Annotated in this window: 14 protein-coding genes; 5 read left to right on the forward strand and 9 right to left on the reverse strand. The window is 22.1% G+C overall.

Translation table 11 applies throughout. The annotated features are described in order from the left end of the window. The first annotated feature begins 1,233 nt into the window (after positions 1-1,233). Positions 1,234-2,526: a phosphopyruvate hydratase gene (gene eno / locus UAR70_01845; GenBank protein ID XBC39605.1), complete on the forward strand. Its 1,293-nt coding sequence runs from the start codon at positions 1,234-1,236 to the stop codon at positions 2,524-2,526. 419 nt (positions 2,527-2,945) lie between these two features. Here eno and UAR70_01850 read toward each other — a convergent pair whose 3' ends face one another. Further along, a complete protein-coding gene (locus tag UAR70_01850; protein XBC39606.1) occupies positions 2,946-3,113 on the reverse strand; it encodes a hypothetical protein in 168 nt (55 codons plus the stop codon). A 583-nt stretch (positions 3,114-3,696) separates the two neighbouring features. Next, entirely contained in the window at positions 3,697-6,105 is a 2,409-nt protein-coding gene (gene mutS / locus UAR70_01855) for a DNA mismatch repair protein MutS (GenBank protein ID XBC39607.1), read from the reverse strand. 194 nt (positions 6,106-6,299) lie between these two features. Here mutS and UAR70_01860 point away from each other — a divergent pair, with 194 nt between their 5' ends. After that, the gene (locus UAR70_01860; protein XBC39608.1) at positions 6,300-6,932 is read left to right on the forward strand and encodes a DsbA family protein; all 633 of its coding nucleotides are present in this window, start codon (positions 6,300-6,302) and stop codon (positions 6,930-6,932) included. Between the two features lie 109 nt (positions 6,933-7,041). Beyond that, a complete protein-coding gene (locus tag UAR70_01865; protein ID XBC39609.1) occupies positions 7,042-7,962 on the forward strand; it encodes a 5'-3' exonuclease H3TH domain-containing protein in 921 nt (306 codons plus the stop codon). Positions 7,963-8,247: 285 nt separating this feature from the next. Here UAR70_01865 and yihA read toward each other — a convergent pair whose 3' ends face one another. After that, entirely contained in the window at positions 8,248-8,841 is a 594-nt protein-coding gene (gene yihA, locus UAR70_01870) for a ribosome biogenesis GTP-binding protein YihA/YsxC (GenBank protein XBC39610.1), read from the reverse strand. A gap of 256 nt (positions 8,842-9,097) precedes the next feature. Here yihA and typA point away from each other — a divergent pair, with 256 nt between their 5' ends. Beyond that, positions 9,098-10,927 (forward strand): translational GTPase TypA, encoded by a 1,830-nt coding sequence (typA, locus tag UAR70_01875; GenBank protein XBC39991.1) that lies wholly within the window; start codon positions 9,098-9,100, stop codon positions 10,925-10,927. 50 nt (positions 10,928-10,977) lie between these two features. Here the strand turns inward: typA and gmk are convergent, their stop codons facing one another. From gmk to prfB, 6 genes are all read right to left on the reverse strand, one after another. Beyond that, positions 10,978-11,601, reverse strand: a complete 624-nt coding sequence (gmk, locus tag UAR70_01880) for a guanylate kinase (protein ID XBC39611.1) — start codon at positions 11,599-11,601, stop codon at positions 10,978-10,980. A gap of 132 nt (positions 11,602-11,733) precedes the next feature. After that, positions 11,734-12,528, reverse strand: coding sequence for a thymidylate synthase (thyA, locus tag UAR70_01885; GenBank protein XBC39612.1), 795 nt, complete (start codon positions 12,526-12,528; stop codon positions 11,734-11,736). Further along, positions 12,476-13,396, reverse strand: coding sequence for a prolipoprotein diacylglyceryl transferase (lgt, locus tag UAR70_01890; GenBank protein ID XBC39613.1), 921 nt, complete (start codon positions 13,394-13,396; stop codon positions 12,476-12,478). The genes thyA and lgt overlap by 53 nt, the downstream gene beginning before the upstream one ends. A gap of 255 nt (positions 13,397-13,651) precedes the next feature. Continuing rightward, complete coding sequence (lysA, locus tag UAR70_01895; GenBank protein XBC39992.1) at positions 13,652-14,854, reverse strand: diaminopimelate decarboxylase; 1,203 nt, start codon at positions 14,852-14,854, stop codon at positions 13,652-13,654. A 178-nt stretch (positions 14,855-15,032) separates the two neighbouring features. Beyond that, entirely contained in the window at positions 15,033-16,520 is a 1,488-nt protein-coding gene (lysS, locus tag UAR70_01900; protein ID XBC39614.1) for a lysine--tRNA ligase, read from the reverse strand. A gap of 64 nt (positions 16,521-16,584) precedes the next feature. Further along, positions 16,585-17,686 (reverse strand): peptide chain release factor 2 gene (prfB, locus tag UAR70_01905; GenBank protein XBC39615.1). Its coding sequence is split into 2 segments (ribosomal slippage): positions 16,585-17,619 and positions 17,621-17,686, totalling 1,101 coding nucleotides; the frame shifts between segments, so codons are not numbered across the junction. 246 nt (positions 17,687-17,932) lie between these two features. Here prfB and ygfZ point away from each other — a divergent pair. Continuing rightward, positions 17,933-18,901 (forward strand): tRNA-modifying protein YgfZ, encoded by a 969-nt coding sequence (ygfZ, locus tag UAR70_01910; GenBank protein ID XBC39616.1) that lies wholly within the window; start codon positions 17,933-17,935, stop codon positions 18,899-18,901. The last annotated feature ends 80 nt before the right edge of the window (positions 18,902-18,981 follow it).

An 18,981-nucleotide genomic window follows, 5' to 3' on the forward strand; every position in this document is an offset into this window, starting at 1 on the left:
ATTAGAAATGCTTTATTAAAAATAAAATAGTAAGATATAAAAATTTTACCATAAAAGTGATAATATATATTCACGAATACTAAATAAAAAAAAATAAGAAAAAATTTAAGTACTTCTATTCAAATAATTATAAATAAAATCAATATAATTAAAAATAAAATTAAAATATTTTTAATAAAATAAATATAACACTTTTAAAAATTAAAAAATCCATAAAAAAATGAAATAAATTTCATTTTTAAACATAGTATAATGTTGCTATAAATACTAAAAAACATTGTACATATTTAACTTTAATTACTTATATATCCTTAATAGGAAAAAAAATACAAAAAATTACTTAATATTCTATAAAAAAACTATTATTAATATAGAAACATAATAAGACATATTAATTTATTAATAAAAATCTACTATTTTTATATAAAATAATCAAAGAATTAATTTATTTTATAGTGCATGAAAAAATCAGTCATTTTATCAAAAAAAAATTTACTTTAATTATAAAATTTCTAAATTATTATGTTTACAAAAAATTAATCAAATTATATATCATCGCTTTTATATACAAAATAAAATTTTAAATTTATTAAAATAAGATTAAATAACATATAATAAATATCATTTATAAAAATAAAATAGATTAATTCCAAAGAATAGAAAACAAACTTTAAAAAAATAGATTTATATAAATACACAAATTGTAACGATATAATTATCAATAAAAATAATAAATTTTATAAGATATTAATTCTACAAAATGATATCAACTAAAAATTTTTAGTGAGATCTTAAATTTTACAATAAAAATATTATTTTATACCAAAAAATTTTTTGATGATGTAATTAAATAAAAAAAAAAAATATAAACTTCTAATTTTTAAAAAAACTGACAGTATGTTTTATCGATTATATAGTTAAAAAATAACTTTTAAACTACATAAATATAGATATGCAGTAAATAAGAGATATGCATATAAAAAACAAAAAAAACATGAATCACAAATTACAGATATATCTTCAGTAAAAAAATAATAAAAATAATTGAATTGTCGAACCATTTCTAGTTTAAAATCTATAAATTTAATTCTAAATTAACTTCCATACCTAGAAGTAAACACTCTATATTTATAAATTTTATAAAAACAGCAATACAATAAAAAAATTTAAAATAAATTAATTTATACTCATATAACATTTAAAATATTAATTATTAATTATTATGAGAAAAATATGTCAAAAATTAAAAAAGTAATATCTAGAGAAATAATCGATTCTCGAGGATTCCCAACAGTTGAAACTGAAGTCCATCTAAATAATGGATATATTGGAACAGCTTCAGTTCCATCAGGAGCTTCTACAGGTTCTAAAGAAGCTATTGAGTTAAGAGATAATGATAAATCAAGATTTTTTAAAAAAGGTGTAACAAAAGCCGTATCAATAATAAATAATGTTATATCTGATGCTATACATAAAAAAGATGCTTGTGATCAAAAAACTATTGACGAAATTATGATTACATTAGATGGAACCACAAATAAATCAAAACTAGGTTCCAATTCTATATTATCAGTTTCTTTAGCAGTATCAAAAGCTGCCTCTAAATCACAAGGTATATCCCTATATCAACATATAGCTAATTTACATAATACTGAAAAAGCATTTTTAATGCCGTTACCCATGATTAATATTATTAACGGGGGTAAACATGCAAATAACAATATTGATATACAAGAATTTATGATTCAACCCATTAAAGCAAATACAATAAAAGAAGCTATACAAATAGGATCAGAAATATTTTATAACTTAGGACTCATTTTAAAACGAAGAGGATTTAGTACTACTGTAGGAGACGAAGGAGGATACGCACCAAATTTAAAATCTAATGAATTAATATTCTTACTACTAGAAGAAGCTATTTTTCAATCTAAATATCAACCAGGAAAAGATGTAACTTTTTGCATAGACTGTGCTGCCTCTGAATTATATAATAAAAAAAACAAAACTTATGAATTAACGAATGAACAAAAGATTTTTACTGCAAAAGAATTTACTCAGTACCTAGAAATTTTAACAAATAAATATCCTATCATCTCCATTGAAGATGGTTTAGACGAATCTGATTGGACTGGTTTTAAATATCAAACAAAAAAATTAGGAAATAAAATACAATTAGTTGGAGACGATTTATTTGTTACAAATAGTAATATTCTCGCAAAAGGAATAAAAAATAATATTGCAAATGCTATTTTAATTAAACCTAATCAAATAGGAACATTAACTGAAACTTTAAATACCATAAAATTAGCTCAAAATTCAAACTATAATACCATTATCTCACATAGATCCGGGGAAACTGAAGATACTACTATATCCGATTTAGCTGTGGGCACTAATTCAGGACAAATAAAAACTGGATCCATGTGCAGATCAGAAAGAGTTGCTAAATACAACAGATTAATTAGAATAGAAGAAAAACTAGGAAAGGAAACTAAAATATTTAAAAAAAACTTATCATTTTAAAAACTAAAAATATTAATTTCTTTATTATAACTAAAAATATAGCAGGCATAATAATTTTAAATCTTGCCTGTTATAAATTTATTATTTAGATAACTTCTTATTAATATTAATCAGACATGAAATTATAAAGTATATCAATTAAAAACATTTCAACTTAACAATATTAAATTAATTTTTTATCTAGATAAAAAATATTTAATTTTCTATATAAACAAAACATTAAATATAATAATTATGTGTATCATATATATTTAAATATTTATTAAAAAACAATCATATAGTACTAAAAATAAATCAACTTATTTAAATTAATATTATGTAAATATATAAAAATTATCTAAAAATTTTACTATATTCACAACATAAAACAATAAAATTAAAATCTATATCTCTAAATATTTTAAAAATAAATTTTAAAATTAATATCCTAAAATACATTTAGAAGATTTATAATAAGATACTTGTGATTTTAAATCAGAAAGTTCTCGATTTAATCTTATATACTCACGCAATCCATTTTGCCCAAAAATAAACTTCATTTGCAACCAAAAAAATAATATTAATAGTCCAATTGTTGATTTTTTCATATTTATTCTCTGCTTGGATAAAATTTAGAATTTAAAAATTTAATATACTTGAATAAAATAAACGTTATTGTAAATAATTTATAAAAACTTTAACAACACTATAAAATTTATAATAAAACTCTAATTAAAAAATGATATTAAAATAGAAATATAATAATACTTTTAACTTTATACAAATGAATAAAAATGATTAATCACTATAGTATTAATATGAATACATTATTTTATACATCGCATTATACCTTTAATTATTTAAACAAACATTTTTTTAAAATTTTATTAATAAATATATGTATAAAAAATCATGTTTTCTATTTACAATAAATTTATTAAAATTTTAAAACGAAATTAACATCTTATCTTTAAATTTAAAGTACAAAACAAAATAAACTTTATTTAAAATATCACACATTAAATTTTAAAATAAATTACTAAACTAAAAAAAATTATTTTTAATATTATTAAAAAAAATTTTTATGACTATTACTAAGATAATGAAAATTTATTTTATATATCATTTAATTATTAAAAATTTTTATATCTTTAAATTGTAATCCATTCAAAAGTTAATTTAAATCATCAATTAACTAATCTTATTAATACGTTCAAGGAGTAATTTATTTAACTTTTTTTTCGCAGATAATAATACGCAGCTAGGTATTTTAGCTAATTTTGCAACAAATAAACCATAACTTTTATTAATTGATCCAAACTTTAAAGTATACATAAATGAAACTTTATCTTCATATTCAACAACATCAAAATAAACATTTTTTATATTAAAAAAATGATGCTCTAATTTTGTTAATTCAAAATAATGAGTAGAAAATAAAGTCATAGAATTTATTTTTTGTGCTAAATATTCTATACATGCCCAAGCCAAAGATAATCCATCATGCATAGAAGTACCTCTACCTAATTCATCTATTAATACTAAGCTGTGTGATGTAGCATTATTTAAAATACTTGCTGTTTCTGACATTTCTAGCATAAAAGTAGATTCCCCACTAGCTAAATTGTCAGAAGCACCTATTCTAGTAAAAATTTTATCAAATATTTTAATACATGCATAACTAGCTGGAACAAAACTTCCTATATGTGTCATAATTACAATTAAAGCTATTTGACGCATATATGTACTTTTGCCACCCATATTTGGACCTGTAATAATTAACATATTAGATTTTTTTGACAAATTAATGGAATTAGAAATAAAAGGAGTTAATAATAAAGTTTCAATAACAGGATGTCTTCCACCAATTATAGACAATGTATATTCAGAAGAAATTTTAGGACACACATAATTTAATACACACGAACGTTCTGCTAAATTATTCAAAACGTCTAATTTAGAAATCACTAAAACACTTTTTCTTAAAATATCTAAATGTGGTATTATTAAATCAAACAATTGATCATATAAAAATTTTTCTATTTCTAAACTTTTTTCTTTTGCACGAATAAAATTATTTTCATACTCTATCAATTCTGGATGCGAATAACGCACGTAATATTTTAAAGTTTGTATTTTATTATACTTTTTTGGAATAGATTTAGTATATTTCTTACTAATTTGGAGATAATATCCCAATACTTTATTTTTATTAATTTTTAAAGATTTTATACCTAATAATTTCTTTTCTTTACTTTCAAATTCTTGTAAATATTTTTCAGCGCTTTTTTCTATCGTTCTCCATTTATCTAAATTATCATTATAATTATCAGAAATAACATTACCTTCTTTAATTGTTAATGAAGGAGAACTTTTTATAGCTCGAAATAATAATTCTTGTATAATTTTAAATTCTTTTAAACTTAAAATTTTAAAATTATCTAATTTAAAATTTTTTAATACAGTGACAATTTTAGAAAATTGAGATAACGAAATACGCATAGACAAAAAATCTTTAGGAGATGCTAAACGAAGTGCTATTCTAGACACGATACGTTCTAAATCACCAACTTTCTTTAATATTGGTGATAAAATCATATATATAGTCCTTAAAAATTTAATCTTATTTTGTCTATCATGTATTAAATTAATATTTCTAACAGGAAAACTTAACCATTTTTTTAACATTCTACTCCCCATGGCAGTAGAAGTATGATTAAGAACCGAAAATAAAGTATTATCATATCCTCCAGAAATATTTTTAATAATTTCCAAATTTCTTTGAGTAGCTGTATTCATAAATACATAATCATGATTATGTCTCATTTGTATTAATTTTATATGCGGTAAAGAAAAATATCGAATAGATTTTAAATATTTTAATAAACAACCAGCTACAGAAATCACTAAATTATTATTTTCTATACCAAAACTTTTTAAATTTATAGTACCAAATTGAAGATTTAACTGTCGATAAGAACTATTAACTTCAAAATAATGAGAAGAACATAACTTCACACCTTTTCGATTCTTAAAGTAATTAACATATAAAAAATTTTCTGGTATTAACAATTCTTCCGGGTCTGTACATTTTAATTCTGATAACAAATCTTCAAAAGTATTATGTGCAGATACATAGAAATCGCCAGAACATAAATCTAGTACAGAATATCCAAATTGTTTCTTACTATAATATATTGCACTTAATAAATTATTTTTAAAATTATCTAAAAAACATTCGTCTATTGTAGTACCTGGAGTAACTACTCTTGAAATCTTTCTCTCTATCAAACCAGATTCCTTATTTAGAATATCAGTTTGTTCACATATTACAGCTGATTTTCCTATTTTAATTAATTTTGATAAATAATAATTCAACGACAGATATGGAATACCAGCCATTGGAACTTTTTTACCTAAAGAATAACCACGTTTAGTTAAAGTAATATTTAATAAACAAGAAATTTTTTTAGCATCATCAAAAAATAATTCATAAAAATCACCTAATCTATAAAATAAAAATATATCAGGATACTTTGATTTTAATGATAAATATTGTTGTATCATCGGAGTATGATTCAAAATATTATTTTTATTCATTATTAAATGTCTCAAATAAAATATTATAAATTTATATATGTTTTTTTATACTAAAACAAAATTACACTGAAATATTCTATTTTATCTAGAATAATTTTGATATTTTAGATAAAATAATATCTTAAAAAATAATTATATTTACTTAAAATTTAAATATGTTTCATTTTAAATATCATCTAAATAATTTATAAAATATGAAAAAATTTTTAGTTTCACTTATCCTGATATTATTTGAGTATATTAATTTAAATCATGCATACGTCTTTGGAAAAGACTATACTACTATTAACAAAAATTTTATTCATAAAAAATCTATTATAGAATTTTTCTCATTTATATGTCCCTATTGTTATAATTTAGAAAAAAAATATAATATTAATTCTAACATTAAAAAAAATGTTTCTAAAAAAATAAAAATTTTAAAATGTCATGTAAATTTATTAGGAGGAGAATTTGAAAAATTATTAACTAAACTATGGATTATATCTGTAATTAAAAAATTAGAAAAAAAAATTTTTATTCCTATCTTTGAAGGAATACAAAAAACACACACTATTACTAACTTATCTAATTTAAAAAAAACATTTTTAAAACTAACACATATCAATGAAAAAGAATATCACTTACTTATGAATAGCTCTATTATAAAATCATATATTTATCAACAAGAAAAATTACAAAAACTAATAAAACTAACACACGTACCAACTATATTAATAAATGAAAAATATATTATTAATAATGATATTTTTATCAACAAATCTACAAAACAAGCTATTGAAAAATATATAAATTTAGTTAAACATCTATTAAACAAAAATTCATAAAATCAATAAATATTTATATAAAATATAAGTATAATAAAAATATAAAACTTAAAAAATACCTTATATTCATCTAATACGATGAATAACCAACTAAAAATTTCTAATATAAATGAATATTAATGAAAAAAAAATTAACTACTTACTTATAGATGGAACTGCATATTTATATCGAGCCTATTATACATTTCCTACATTAAAAAATAATCTTAACAAACCATGCGGAGCAATATTTGGTGTAATAAACATGGTAAAAAAAATATTATTAAAGTATCCTTATACAAAAATAATAATAGCTTTCGATTCTCCCCAAAAAACATTTAGAAATAAAATATTTTTACCATATAAAAAAAATAGAAATAAAATGCCAATAAAATTAAAACAACAAATTATGCCATTATTTTATACAATAAAAAATATAGGTATACCTATTATCTCGATACCAACTTTCGAAGCTGACGACATAATAGGAACATTAGCAAAAAAACTATATACACAAAATAAATCAATCTTAATTAGTACTTATGATAAAGATTTTGCACAACTAGTCAATAGTCACATAAATATTTTAGTAGGTACATCTGACATAATTTTAGATGAAACTAAAGTAAAACAAAAATACGGAGTTATTCCTAAATTAATTCCAGATCTATTAGGACTCTCGGGAGATTCATCAGATAACATTCCTGGAGTCCCTAAAATAGGAAAAAAAACAGCATTATATTTAATAAAAAATTTTGGTTCACTAAATAAAATTTACGAAAATATAGAGAAAATATCTAAATATCCAATAAGAAATTCAAAATTAATACATAAACAACTGAAAAACTACAAAAATTTAGCGTTGCTATCAAAAAAATTAGCTACTATTAAAACTAATATTTCAAAAAAATTAATTATAATAGATAAACTAACTATGTTACCGCCATCCATAAAAAAATTATCATATATCTTTAAATACTATAATTTTCAACGTTTGTTAAAATTACTAGAAAAAGGCATATGGTTGAAGAGTATTAAAAACATACAATAACATATTTAATGCAAGTATATTCATAAATTTATCCTTACTAAATAATATATTTATTAACTATTTTTTATTAAAAAAATAATAATCTTTAATTTTAACTACATCTAATAATATTACGTATATACTATAAAGTAAAACTTTATTTTAAATAATAAATATTTAATAGAATATATAAATAAAATGTTATAAAATCAATAGTATTTTTAAAATATTATAAAATGTATTAATAATATTTTATTTCTATATTATTAAATAACAATTTTAAACAAATAAAATAATACTACTATATTATTTGTGAATTAACCAATTATCTACAACTAATCTTAATTTATCAACACCTATTTTTTTTTTTGCAGAAAATAATTCTACAATTATATTTTTTGATAAACTATGCATTATAGCACGAATCAAATATAATTGTTTATTTTTAAAAGACCACGTTACTTTATCTATTTTATTTAATAACAATAATATCGGAATATTCAAAAAAATAGCTGCATCTATAACAATTTTATCAATTTTTTTTATTAAACAACGAATATCAACTATAACTATTAAACCCTTCAAACATTTTTGAATATTTAAATACTTAAATACCATTTTTTTCCATTTCAAAGATATATGCTGAGGAACTGTAGTATAACCATATCCTGGTAAATCAACTAATCGAACTCCATCAGAAACTTGAAAAATATTTATTAACTGAGTTCTTCCAGGAATTTTACTAATTTTAGCTAATTTATTTTTATTAACTAAAGCATTAATTGTAGATGATTTTCCTGAATTAGAATAGCCAATAAATGCAACTTCGGATCCAAAATTATATTTCTCTTTACTAATATTATGTATACTTTTCAAAAAAAATGTCGAATTATAATTCATAAAATTAATTTCTAAGCGATTTTAAAATAACTTGGAATAGGTTAGCATAATTAAACATATAACACTATTAAAAAATAAAACTAAATACAACGCGAATTATATCCTATCTTAAACAATAAAAATTTAATTCTAATTATTAATATTAACAATTATTTAAATAAACAAAATATATTTATTCATAAACATGATATTATTAATTATTATAAAATTATATACTAATATTAATTACTAAAATTTAATACTTATGACAAAAGAAATAAATCATACACTAAGAAATATAGCTATCATTGCACATGTTGATCATGGAAAAACAACTTTAGTAGACAAATTACTTCAACAATCAGGTACTTTTCAAAATCATAAAGAATTCCTTGAAAGAGTTATGGATTCTAGCGATTTAGAAAAAGAAAGAGGAATTACCATTTTATCCAAAAATACGGCAATTCAATGGAAAAAATATAAAATAAATATTATTGATACTCCAGGACACGCTGATTTTGGAGGAGAAGTAGAAAGAATACTATCTATGGTAGATTCTGTTTTATTAGTAGTAGACGCACTTGATGGACCGATGCCACAAACAAGATTTGTTACACAAAAAGCTTTTAACTATGGATTAAAGCCCATTGTAGTTATAAACAAAATAGACAGAACATGCTCTAGACCAAATTGGGTTGTCGATCAAATCTTTGATTTATTTGTAAGTTTAAATGCTACAGATGAACAACTTGACTTTCCTATCATATATACTTCTGCATTACTAGGCACCTCAGGAACTTCTCATGCTCATATGAAATCTGATATGACTCCACTATACAATGCCATAATACAGTACACACCAGCTCCAAAAGTCTATCCTAACGATCCTTTCCAAATGCAAATTTCTCAATTAGAATACGATAATTATTTAGGAATTATTGGAATTGGAAGAATTAATAAAGGAGTTATTACACCCAATCAATCTGTTATTATTACCAATAATAAACAACTAAAAAAATCTGGAAAAATAATTAAAATACTAAAATATTTAGGATTGAATAAAATTGAAACAAACTCAGCTAAATCTGGAGACATAATAGCTATTACTGGAATAGAAAAATTAAATATTTCAGATACTATTTGTGATCCTAAAAATATTATTACTTTACCAGAAATTCAAATCGACGAACCAACAGTTAAAATGTTCTTTGCTGTAAATAGTTCACCATTTTCAGGCCAAGAAGGAAAATATCTTACTTCTAGACAAATATTTAATCGTTTAAAAAAAGAAGAACATTACAATATAGCATTAAAAATTCAAACTACAGAAAATACTAATACTTATTCTGTATCTGGACGAGGAGAATTACACTTATCTATATTAATTGAAAATATGAGAAGAGAAGGTTATGAATTAGAAGTTTCGCGACCAAAAGTAATATTAAAAAAAATAAATGGATTAATACATGAACCAATAGAAATAGTTACCTTAGATATTGAAAATAAACACCAAGGAATAATTATACAGACAATAGGACAAAGAAAAGGAAAAATTTCAAATATTATACCTAATCATAATGGAATTAGAATTAGATTAGATTGCGTAATGAGTAGTCGGTCATTAATTGGTTTTAGAACAGAATTTTCCACATTAACATCTGGATCAGGACTGTTTTATTCAACTTTTAGTCATTATCAAAAAGTAAGCGAAGACACAACTAAACAACGTAATAATGGAGTTTTAATTTCTAATAAAACAGGTTATTCAGTTGGATTTTCAATTTTTAATTTACAAGATCGCGGAAAATTATTTATAACACATGGACAAAAAATATATGAAGGACAAATTATAGGTATACATAACAGAAAAAATGACCTCACAGTAAACTGTTTATTAGGAAAAAAATTAACTAATATGAGAGCATCAGGTTCAGACGAAGCGATTACTTTAATAACACCAATTACTATTACTTTAGAATATGCAATTAGTTTTATAAATGAAGATGAACTAGTAGAAGTTACTCCAAAATCTATAAGATTACGAAAAAAATTTTTAAAAGAAACTGATAGAAAAATAGAACTACGAAAACTCACCAACACAAATTAAAAAAGAATACAATTAATTAAATGAATAAAAATATATTATATAAAAAATTTTTATTCATTTAATAAGTTTTTAATTAATAAATTATTATTTTTTATTTGAAATTTTCTAGATAAATGCTCAACTCTAACTATTTTATTTAAATCAGAAACAGCTAAACTAAAGTTGTCATTAATAATTAAATAATCATACTCAACATAATGATTCATTTCAGATACTGCTTGATTCATTCTTTTTTGTATTACTAAATCATTATCTTGCCCTCTATTATATAATCTTCTATATAGTTCTTGTTTAGATGGAGGTAAGATAAATATACTTTTAGATTCTGGTATTTTATTACGAACTTGTTTCGCTCCCTGCCAATCTATATCCAAAAAAACATCTATACCAATAGATAAATTATAATAAACTTGATCTTTGGAAGTACCATAATAATGATTAAAAACTTTTGCATATTCCAAAAACTGATTTTCCTTAATCATTTTTTTAAATTTTTTATTTGAAACAAAAAAGTAATGTTTTCCATGAATTTCTCCCAGTCTCATTTTTCTAGTAGTATAAGAAATTGAAACTTTAACAGTATGCAAAAAACTAGTTTTTATTAGTTCCTGAATCAAACTAGATTTTCCCGTTCCACTAGGAGCAGAAATAATAAATAATAAACCCTTAGTCACATAATACCTTTAATGATAAAATAAATATGCCTGTGATATATCATATAAATTATACAAATAAATAATATCCTGAGAAATTATTTTTGGAGTTATATTTCTAAAAATAAAAATACTAAGATATATATCCAACCTTTATATTGCTATTTTGGCACGAATAGGTGAATGAAATTTATAATTAATCAAACTAAAATCTTCAAAAAAATAACTAAAAATTCCCTTAGGTTTTTTATTAATAATTAATTTTGGAAGAGGATATGGTTTCCTAATAATTTGTTGTTTTACGTGTTTAATATGATTAATATATATATGAACATCACCCCCTGTCCACATAAAGTTACCTACTTCTAAATTACATTGTTGTGCTAACATATGAATTAATAAAGAATAACTTGCTATATTAAAAGGTAATCCAAGAAATACATCACAAGAACGCTGATACAATTGACAATTTAAAAAATTTTTATAAATATAAAACTGAAATAAAACATGACATGGTGGTAACGCCATTTTATCTAAATCTCCCACGTTCCAACTAGATACTATTATTCTTCGAGAATAAGGATCTTTTTTTATTAAATTTATTACATGACTAATTTGATCAATAATTTTTCCATCTTTAGATTCCCAAGATCTCCATTGTTTTCCATAAATAGGACCTAAATTTCCTGATTTATCAGACCACTCATTCCAAATAGATATATTATTATCATTTAAATATTTTATATTAGTATCTCCTTTTAAAAACCATAAAAGTTCATGAACTATAGCAGGAAAATAACATTTTTTCGTTGTCACTAAAGGAAATCCTAACTTAAGATTAAATTTTAAATGATATCCAAAAATTGACAGAGTTCCAATCCCAGTTCTATCTTTTCTAACATTTCCATCTTTTAATATTTTTTTTAACAAATTGATATAATTTTCCATACATGTCTAAATTTAAAATAACCTTATGATAAAAAATATTTAACCAAATAAAAAATCCAAATACAATCATAGGAACGGATAATATTTGTCCCATACTAAAAATATTTAAATAAAATCCTATTTGTGGATCTGGTTGTCGAAAAAATTCAGAAAAAATTCGAAAAATACCATATAAAATTAAAAAAAGACCAGACACAAAACCAGAACTAAAATTTTTCTTTGTAAAAAAATTTAATATAAAAAATAATAAAACACCTTCTAAAATACATTCATAAATTTGCGATGGATGTCTAGGTAATACACCAAATTTATTTATTAAATGTTGAAACTGAATATTATCTTTTGATAATTCTAGATCTAATAACTTAGAACTGGGAAATAAAATAGAAAATGGACAATTAGGTGCTATTCTACCCCATAATTCACCATTAATAAAATTTCCTAATCTTCCTAAACCTAACCCAAATGGTACTAATGGAGCTACGAAATCAGATAAATCAAGAAATTTTTTATTTAATTTTTTTGAAAAATATAATAAAACTACTAAAATTCCTAATAGACCTCCATGAAATGACATACCTCCTTCCCATACCTTTAATATACATAAAACATTCTGTGAAAAAAACATAGGATTATAAAACATTACATATCCTATTCTACCACCTATAAACAAACCAAAAAAACAAGAGTATAATAAATTATCGACTTCAATTTTTGTTAAATTATAATATTTAGCCTGAACATTCCCTCTCCATACAGCAAATATAAATCCTAAAAAATACATAAAACCATACCAACGTATTGAAATAGAAAACACAGAAAAAATAATAGGATTGATATGAGGAAAACTAATATAAGTATTATACATAAAGCATCATCTTAATTTTAATACACTTTATTAATATAAATTTACTGTTAAAAATTGTTGATTTGAACATTAAAATACAATACAAAACTTTAAAATATATTAATTTTATAAAATATTGATTAAATATTTTATTTTAAATATTAAATATAAAATTACTATTAAAATTTTAAATTTTTATTTCACATTTAAAATATTAGATTAATTTTTAGAAAAATAAAAAAAAATATTAATAAAATTATTTCTAAAATTAAAAAATTAACAAGAATTTATTTCTAGTTCTAATAATTCTTCTATTGTTTGACGTCTTCTAATTACACGAAATTTATTATTTTTAAATAATATTTCAGGAATTAACGGGCGACTATTATAAATTGAAGACATAGATGCCCCATATGCACCAACATCATGAAATATTAAATAATCTCCCAATTTAACATTAGGTAATTTCCTAGTTTCTATATCACCATATTCATTTTGAGTAAAAACATCACCAGATTCACACAAAGGACCGCCAACTACTACATCCGTAGTATCATTTTCATCAAGAAATCTACCATCTTTTGGAATGACAGATATATAGTGATAACTTCCATACATCACTGGTCTCATTAAATCATTAAAACCAGCATCAATTAAAATAAAAGTCTTAGTGCTAGTTTTTTTTATTGCATATACTGTAGATACTAATATTCCTGATTCTGCTACCAAAAATCTTCCTGGTTCAATTTCTAATTTAATTGATCTATTTAAGTAATTAGAAATCAATTTACGAGAATTATCCCAAATCTTAAAATATTTTTTAATGTCTATCGATGCATCATTACAGCGATAAGGAATCATTAAACCACCTCCAGCAGAAATAGAACGTATGTTTAAATTAAATTTTAAAACATAATTTACCATCGTTTTACATGCTTTTTCTAAATAAATATAATCTACTCCAGAACCAATATGCATGTGCAAGCCACATAACTTAAGAGAATATTTCTTAATATACGGCAATGCAGAACTGACATCCCAAATTCCATGCTTGCTATTTTCTCCACCTGTATTAGTTTTTTTACTATGTCCATGACCAAATTTAGGATTAATTCTTAACCAAATTTTATGACCAGGAGATTTTATTCCAATTTGTTTTAACATATCTATAGATCCAACATTCACAGAAATGTCATGTTTAATAACCTCATTTAATGTTTGATCATCAATTATATCAGCTGTAAAAATAATGTCCTGATTGATTGTAGAAACATATCCTGCACATAATCCTCTTCTTATTTCACCAAACGAAACAGCGTCAATTTTAACATTGTATTTTTTTAATAAACTTAAAATATGAATATTTGAACAAGATTTTTGTGCAAAACGAATTGTATCAAATTTCTGTAATTCCTTAATTTTTTTTAAAATCACATTAAAATTATACATCCATAAAGGTGTGCCGTATTTAGAAATCATATCTATAACATCATTAAAATTGAAAATATTTTTTTTTCGTAATAAGTTAGACACACTTTTTCCTTCTATAAAATAATAAGTTTATTTTGAAACTTAAATAATTTATTAAAAAATTAAAAAAATACATTCATATTCATTTAATAAATATTCTATAAAATAAATAATTTAATTCTTTAAATTACACCGAAGGTTTAAGAGTAGGAAAAAAAATTACATCACGGATGCTTTTTTGATTAGTTAATAACATAATTAATCTATCAATTCCTATTCCTAATCCAGATGTAGGCGGTAAACCATGTTCTAATGCAGTTATATAATCTTTATCATAAAATATATTATCTACATTATTAACATTATTCGTATTCTTTTCACAAAATTGCATTAAAAACCTATTACGTTGATCGTCAGAATCATTTAATTCTGAAAATCCATTGGAAATTTCATAACCAGCAATAAATAATTCAAATCGATCAGCAATATCTTTATCAAAATCGTTTCTACGAGATAATGGAGATACTTCTATTGGATAATCTAAAATAAAAGTAGGTTGAATTAATTTTTTTTCAACCGTTTTATTAAAAATTTCTATAATTAGTTTTGAAATACTTAATTCCTTGTCAGCATTAATTCCTAATTGATTAGCAATTTTTTGTACTCTTGATTTATCATTTAGATCTAATAACTTAATATTGGAATTATATTTTAATATTGCTTCTTTAAGAGAATATCTAACAAATTTATTTTCAAAATTAATCATATCACAATCATATTTTATTTTATATTTACCAATAATTTTTTTTATTAACATCCTTAATAATTCTTCAGTGAATGTCATCATATCATTATGATCTGAATATGCCATATATACTTCCATCATAGTAAATTCAGGATTATGACGAGTAGATATTCCTTCATTACGAAAACTTTTACTAATTTCAAAAATTCGATTAAATCCTCCAATAACTAATCTTTTTAAATATAGTTCAGGAGAAATTCTTAAATATAAATTCATTTCTAAAGAATTATGATGAGTAACAAATGGACGAGCGGAAGCGCCACCAGGAATATTTTGTAATATAGGTGTTTCTACTTCTAAAAAATTTTTATTAAGCATAAATTCTCTAATATAAATAAAAACTAAAGATCTTATTCTAAAAATAGAATATAATTTTCTATTACTTATCAAATCTAAATATCTTTTTCTATAACGAGTTTCTTTATCTAATAATCCATGAAATTTACTTGGTAAAGGTTTTAATGCTTTTGTCAATAATTCTATCTTAATACAATGAATAGATAACTCACCAGTCCGTGTTTTAAATAAAATACCTTCTACACCTAAAATATCACCCAAATCCAATTTTTTTACATCGTTGCTATACAATTCCGAAAAACTACTACTTTTATTTACATATAATTGAATTTCGCCTTCACTATCTTTTAATACAAAAAAAGAACTTTTACCCATAATACGTTTATTTAAAATTCTACCCGCTACACTCACTAAAACATTTAACTCATTCAATTCTTCACGAGTACAACCTTTATATTTTAACAATAAACTTAAAAAATCATCCTTAGGTTTAAAATTATTCGGGAAATCATATCCTAATCTTTTTACATAATTTAATTTTTTTATTCTTTCTAGTTCTTCATTAACTAACATACTAATATATTACCTATCTAATTAAAATATTTCTATTTAAAAATAAATTTTTTAAATAAATTTATTATAATCCATTTTTTAAACTAGATTCAATAAATAGATCTAAATCCCCATTTAAAACCGATTGAATATTTTTATTTTCTATACCTGTCCTCAAATCTTTAATCCGTGAATCATCTAATACATATGAACGTATTTGATTTCCCCATCCTATATCTAGTTTAGTCTTATTTAAAAATTTTTGTTTATTCTTTTTTTCATTAAGTATTCTTTCATATAATTTTGATTTTAACTGTTTAATTGCTTGATCTTTATTTTTATGTTGAGACCGGTCATTTTGACATTGAACTACGATACCTGTAGGGAGATGTTTTATTCTAACCGCTGATTCAGTTTTATTCACGTGTTGTCCTCCAGATCCTGAAGCACGATAAACATCAATTTTTAAATCACTTATATTTATATTAACATCAATAGAATCATCAACAACAGGATAAACATATACAGAAGAAAAAGATGTATGTCTCATATTATGTGTATTAAAAGGACTTTTTCTCACTAATCGATGTATACCAGTTTCTGTTCGAAACCAGCCAAAAGCATAGTCTCCTAAAATCTGAACAGTAACAGATTTTATTCCAGCAATTTCACCGTATGACTTATTAATAATATTAGTTTTAAAACCTTTTGAATCAGCCCATCGTATATACATACGCAGTAACATACTTGCCCAATCTTGTGCTTCAATACCACCAGATCCAGATTGAATATCTAGATAACAATTTAAATAATCATTTTTATTTAAAAACATACTATTTATTTCTAATTCATGAATTTGTTTTTCTAAATTATTCAACTCATATGAAAAACTACCTAATATATCTTTATCACTATTCCATGTTTCTAACTTTAAAATATCACATAACTCTTTCAAGTCATGATCTATTTTATCAATTTTACCAACTATTAAAAATAATCGACTCCTTTCTTGATTGAGAAATTTAATTAAATTTAAATTTTTCCAAGTTTTAGGAAGTTCTAATTTTAAATTAATTTCTAATAATCTATCTTTTTTATTTCTATAATCAAAGACACCTCTTTAAACTAATTAATCTACTAAGCATAGTTTTTATACAATCGTCAATTATTACATTTTTTTCTAACATAAAAACCTCTTGTTACATTTTAAATTTCTTATATAAATAAAAATTTAAAAAATAAATAATATTCTTTATACTATTCTATAGTAAATTTTTATTAATTTATTTTCTAAAATAAAAAAACTAAATATAAAATTATTTATTATAAAATACATTTTAACTGATAAATAAAAATAATAACTTCACTATGTATCTATATATAATTTAATATTATAGATCATTGAAAATTTATGATACAACTAAGACTTTTATATGAAAAAAAATATATACGATTTAATTAATTCTAAAAAAATAACATTAACATTTTTAAAAGATTGGACCTTCATAACAATCACTGGAAAAGATTGCTTACGTTACTTACAAAATCAATTTACATATAATCTGTACTTACTAAAACAAAATCAGCATGTAATATGTGCTCACTGCTCAATAAATGGCAAAGTACTTAGTGTTTTTCATCTATTTATGTATGATCAAGGGTACGCATATATACAAAAAAAAAGTATTTCTAAACTACAAGTTAATGAACTAAAGAAATATTCTATTTTTTCTAATATAAATATATGCCAAAACCGTGACACATTATTAATAGGATTAATTGGAGCCTGTGTTAATGAAAAATTATCTAAAATTTTAAAAAACTTGCCTGATAAAAAAAGTTTTAATCATCAAGAAAAAAATATTACTGTGCTTAAATTTCACAAACCCTACGATAGATTTTTAATAATTATTAAAAAAAATAATTCCATTTTAAAAAAAATATTAAAATTAACAAATGAAATATATCATAACAATATTTGGCTAGCATTAAACATAATGTCTGGATTTCCTAATATTAATCATATAACTTACAAAAAATTTTTTCCACAATCACTTAATCTAGAAAAATTAAATGCACTTGACCTAAAAAAAGGATGTTTCTATGGACAAGAAATGATAGCCAAAGTACATTTTAAAAAACTTAACAAATATCAATTATACTGGTTAATTGGAAATGCATATCCAAAACCAAAAATAGGAGATAATCTTATATTAAAATATAACAAAAACAATTATAATTGTGGTTCAATTTTATCCACAGTTAATATTTCTAATTCTAAATTATGGATACAAGCAATACTAAAAAAAAACACAAATTATAAAAATAATTTTGTCAGAATAAAAAATAATATAAATAGCTTCTTTTATATAAAAAATAGCACATATAACATACAATCATAGTAATTATTAAAATAAATTGTTAAAAATAAAGATAAAAAACCATATCTTATCTTAAAAATATACAAAACTATTTTATATAT

It is taken from the genome of Buchnera aphidicola (Chaetogeoica yunlongensis) (assembly GCA_039829965.1).
In the GTDB taxonomy this organism is placed as follows: domain Bacteria; phylum Pseudomonadota; class Gammaproteobacteria; order Enterobacterales; family Enterobacteriaceae; genus Buchnera_B; species Buchnera_B aphidicola_BA.